Consider the following 4,511-nt stretch of genomic DNA (forward strand, 5'->3'; position numbering starts at 1 on the left):
ACTCGCGTCCGCGTCGCGCAGGTGGCGAAGGCGGCGCACGCACGCCGTATCGCGACAACGCATCCGGCGAAGGTGCGAAGCGCAGCTTCGGCGACCGCCCGGCCCGGCCCGCACGCGACGGCGAGCGCCGCTCGTTCGGCGCAGTCAAGAGCGCACAACCGGTCAAGCGCGCCGCGGCCGACGTCGACTACGGCGACGAATCGGGCCTGATGCGCCTGTCGAAACGGATGTCCGAGCTCGGCATGTGTTCGCGCCGCGAAGCCGACGAATGGATCGAAAAGGGCTGGGTCCTCGTCGACGGTGAACGCATCGACACGCTCGGCACCAAGGTACGCGCCGACCAGAAGATCGAGATCGACGAACGCGCGAGCGCTGCGCAGGCCGCGCAAGTGACGATCCTGCTGCACAAGCCGGTCGGCTATGTGTCGGGCCAGGCGGAAGACGGCTACGAGCCCGCAGCCGTGCTGATCACGCGCGCGAACCGCTGGAGCGGCGACCATTCGCCGGTGCGCTTCTCGCCGCAGCATCTGCACGCGCTTGCGCCGGCCGGCCGCCTGGACATCGATTCGACCGGCCTGCTCGTGCTGACGCAGAACGGCGTGATCGCGAAGCAGCTGATCGGCGAGCAGTCGGATATCGACAAGGAGTACCTGGTGCGCGTGCGCTTCGGCGAGCGGCTCATCGACATCGACCAGCACTTCCCCGCGGAATCGCTCGCGAAGCTGCGCCACGGCCTCGAGCTCGACGGCGCCGCACTGAAGCCCGCGATGGTGAGCTGGCAGAACGGCGAGCAGTTGCGCTTCGTGCTGCGCGAAGGCAAGAAACGCCAGATCCGCCGCATGTGCGAACTGGTGGGCCTCGACGTGATCGGCCTGAAGCGCGTACGGATGGGCCGCGTGATGCTCGGCGCGCTGCCGCAGGGTCAATGGCGCTATCTGTCGGCCGACGAGACGTTCTGACCGCGGGCGCACACAGGTGCGCCACGCAATGAAAAAAGCCCGCGCAAGCGGGCTTTTTTGTTTCCTGCGAGAAGCCGGGAAAGCGCCGGGTGAGCCTCCGAATCAGTCGTCGGAAGCCGGATCGAGCCCCGGGAACAGCACTTCCGTGAAGCCGAAGCGCGTGAAGTCGGTGATCCGCATCGGATACAGCTTGCCGATCAGGTGGTCGTATTCGTGCTGGACGACGCGTGCGTGAAAACCGTCGGCAACGCGATCGATCTTCTCGCCGAACTGGTCGAAGCCGCTGTAGCGCACCTTCGCGTAGCGGCTGACGACGCCGCGCATGCCCGGCACCGACAGGCAGCCTTCCCAGCCCTCTTCCATGTCCGGCGGCATGTACTCGACCTTCGGGTTGATCAGCACGGTCTCGGGTACCGGCGGCGCGTCCGGGTAGCGGTTGTTGTTGCCGAAGCCGAAGATGATGATCTGCAGCCCGAGGCCGATCTGCGGTGCGGCCAGCCCGGCGCCGTTCGCATGGTGCATCGTCTCGAACATGTCCGCGACGATCTCGTGCAGTTCGGGGGTATCGAACCGCTCGACCGGCTTGGCGATTTCGAGCAGGCGCGGATCGCCCATCTTCAGGATCTCGCGAATCATGGCGTATTGCCCTCCAGGAGTTGGTGCAGACCGTCTTCGTCCAGCACGGGGATGCCGAGTTCCTCGGCCTTCGCGAGCTTGCTGCCGGCTTCGGCGCCCGCGACCACGTAATCCGTCTTCTTCGATACCGAACCGGCCACCTTCGCGCCCGCCGCTTCGAGCATTTCCTTCGCGGCATCGCGCGTGAGCGTCGGCAGCGTGCCCGTCAGCACGACCGTCTTGCCGGCCAGCACGCCCTGCGGCGCCTTCGGCGCGGGTGGCCCTTCCGGCCACGTCACCTTGCCCGGCGCACGCAATTGCTCGATCACGGTCCGGTTGTGCTCTTCCGCGAAGAACTGATGGAGCGACTCGGCGACGATCGGCCCGACGTCGTTGACTTCGAGCAGTTCTTCGACCGATGCGTCCATGATCGGCGTCAGCGAGCCGAAATGCTTCGCGAGATCCTTCGCGGTCGATTCGCCCACATGACGGATACCGAGTCCGTAGATGAAGCGCGCGAGCGTCGTATGCTTCGCCTTCTCGAGCGAGTCGAGCAGATTCTGTGCCGACTTCTCGGCGAACCGGTCGAGCTCGGCGAGCGTCGCAAAGCCGAGATTGAACAGGTCGGCCGGCGTGCGCACGAGATTCAGCTCGACGAGCTGGTCGATGATCTTCTCGCCGAGCCCGTCGATGTCGAGCGCGCGGCGCTGCGCGAAGTGCCACAGCGCCTGCTTGCGCTGCGCCGGGCAGAACAGGCCGCCCGTGCAGCGCGCGATCGCCTCGTCCGGCAGGCGCTCGATCTTCGAGCCGCACACCGGGCATTCGGTCGGCATCACGAATTCGGCAGCATCGGCCGGGCGCCGGTCGAGCAGTGCGCCAACCACCTCGGGGATCACGTCGCCCGCGCGGCGCACGATCACGGTATCGCCGATCCGGATGTCCTTGCGGCGCACCTCGTCCTCGTTGTGCAGCGTCGCGTTGGTGACGGTCGCGCCGCCGACGAACACGGGCTCGAGACGCGCGACCGGCGTGATCGCGCCCGTGCGACCGACCTGCACGTCGATCGCGACGAGCTTGGTCAGCGCTTCCTGCGCGGGGAACTTGTGTGCGAGCGCAAAGCGCGGCGCACGCGACACGAAGCCGAGGCGCTCCTGCTCGTCGCGCCGGTTGACCTTGTAGACGACGCCGTCGATGTCGTACGGCAGCGACTCGCGCTTCTCGCCGACCTTGCGGAAGAAGTCGAGCAAGCCTTCGGCGCCCTGCACGACCGCGCGCTCGCGGTTCACGGGCAGGCCGAGCGACTCGTACCAGTCGAGCAGCGCGCTGTGCGTATCGGGCATCGGCATCCCGTCGAGCACGCCGATCCCGTACGCGAAGAACGACAGCGGGCGCTGCGCGGTGATCTTCGAGTCGAGCTGGCGCAAGCTGCCGGCCGCCGCATTGCGCGGGTTCGCGAATTCGCGCTGCTCGGCCGCGCGCTGGCGGTCGTTCAGGCGTGCGAAATCGCGCTTGAACATCAGCACCTCGCCGCGCACGTCGAGCACGGCCGGCACGTTCTTGCCCTTCAGCTTCAGCGGAATCGAGCGGATCGTGCGCACGTTCTCGGTCACGTCCTCGCCTGTCGTCCCGTCACCGCGCGTCGACGCCTGCACGAATACGCCCTGCTCGTAGCGCAGCGAGATCGCGAGGCCGTCGAACTTCAGTTCGCATGCGTATTCGACCGGCTCCGTCACCGAGCCGGCGAGATCGGTCGTCTTGTCGAGCGCGTCGGCGACACGCTTGTCGAATGCGGCGATGTCCTCGTCGGCGAAGCCGTTGTTCAGCGACAGCATCGGCGCATCATGGACGACCGGCGTAAAGCCGCCGGCCGCCTCGCCACCGACGCGCTGCGTCGGCGAATCGGGCGTCACGAGTTCGGGATGGTCGGTTTCGAGCTGCTGCAGTTCGCGGAACAGCCGGTCGTATTCGGCGTCGGGCAGATCCGGCTGGTCGAGCACGTAGTAGGCGTAGTTCGCCCGCTCGAGTTGATCGCGCAGCCACGCGGCGCGCACGTCGGGCTGGCTGGCTGGCGGTTCGGCTTGGGTTCGGGCCATGCTGGCGGCAGATTCGTTCTGAGAAAATCGGATGCCAGATTATCTCAGTTTGCCGCCGTGGCGGGGCGTGCAATGCGCGCCCGATGCGCGTGCTGCAGCGCAAACAGCAAGGTGTGCGCTGCAGCGACGAACGGCGGCGCCGGCGCCTGCCGTCCGCGCGTTCGCGTTACTGACTGAAGAGGCGGCGCGTGACCGGCGAACCGGCCGGGATGCCGGCTTCCTCGAGCTTCGCGTACAGCTTCATCAGTTGCTGATCGATCGCGGCCAGCGTCGATTCCGGCAGCGGCCGCCGCGAATCGTCGACGACCCGCGCGCCGATCCGCTCGGACAGCGACTTCGCGTAATCGCACATCAGCCGGAACGGCAGGATGTCCTCTTCGGCGACCGGCACGTCGAGCACCAGCGTGATCATGTTGCCGCCCTTGTACGTGAGGTCGTCACGCAGGAAGTTCGTGTCGCCGAACTGCAGCATGAACACGGGGTTCTGCTTCGCGTCGAGCTTCACGAAACGCGTGCCGTCGCGCGACAGCAGCAGCCCGTCCTGCGATGCGACCGCCTGCACGTAGTTCGCCGACCACGGCGCGCCGTCCGACATCACGTTGATCGACAGTTGAGCGTCGCATTGCGCGGCAAACGCGTCGAGCTCGCGCGCCATCGCGACCGTTTCCATCATGTCCGGGAATTCCGGCGCACCGTCGATCGCGTCGGCGAACTGCTGGACGCCCGTCACGAATTCGGAGAACTCGAGCTCGTTCAGCGCGCCGCTGCGGTTCGCGAGCTGCGCGGCCGCGCGCAGTTCCTCGTAGCGCACGCCGTTCTGCAGCAACTCCCACTGGCCGCCTTC

General features: G+C 67.1%; 4 protein-coding genes. 1 reads left to right on the forward strand and 3 read right to left on the reverse strand.

Translation table 11 applies throughout. The features are described 5' to 3' along the window. Nucleotides 1-959: pseudouridine synthase (locus G3N99_RS34955; RefSeq protein ID WP_206124650.1), on the forward strand; the 959-nt coding region annotated here is incomplete at its 5' end. Nucleotides 960-1,061: 102 nt separating this feature from the next. Here G3N99_RS34955 and def read toward each other — a convergent pair. The 3 genes from def to G3N99_RS34970 all read right to left on the reverse strand — a co-directional run. Continuing rightward, nucleotides 1,062-1,595, reverse strand: a complete 534-nt coding sequence (gene def / locus G3N99_RS34960) for a peptide deformylase (RefSeq protein ID WP_174944501.1) — start codon at nucleotides 1,593-1,595, stop codon at nucleotides 1,062-1,064. Next, complete coding sequence (gene ligA / locus G3N99_RS34965) at nucleotides 1,592-3,667, reverse strand: NAD-dependent DNA ligase LigA (RefSeq protein ID WP_174988872.1); 2,076 nt, start codon at nucleotides 3,665-3,667, stop codon at nucleotides 1,592-1,594. The genes def and ligA overlap by 4 nt, the downstream gene beginning before the upstream one ends. Before the next feature lie 166 nt (nucleotides 3,668-3,833). Next, a partial coding sequence (locus G3N99_RS34970) for a cell division protein ZipA C-terminal FtsZ-binding domain-containing protein (RefSeq protein WP_277396478.1) occupies nucleotides 3,834-4,511 on the reverse strand: 678 nt, incomplete at its 5' end.

The sequence above is a fragment of the Burkholderia sp. Ac-20392 genome (genome assembly GCF_017104585.1).
Taxonomy (GTDB): Bacteria; Pseudomonadota; Gammaproteobacteria; order Burkholderiales; family Burkholderiaceae; genus Burkholderia; species Burkholderia lata.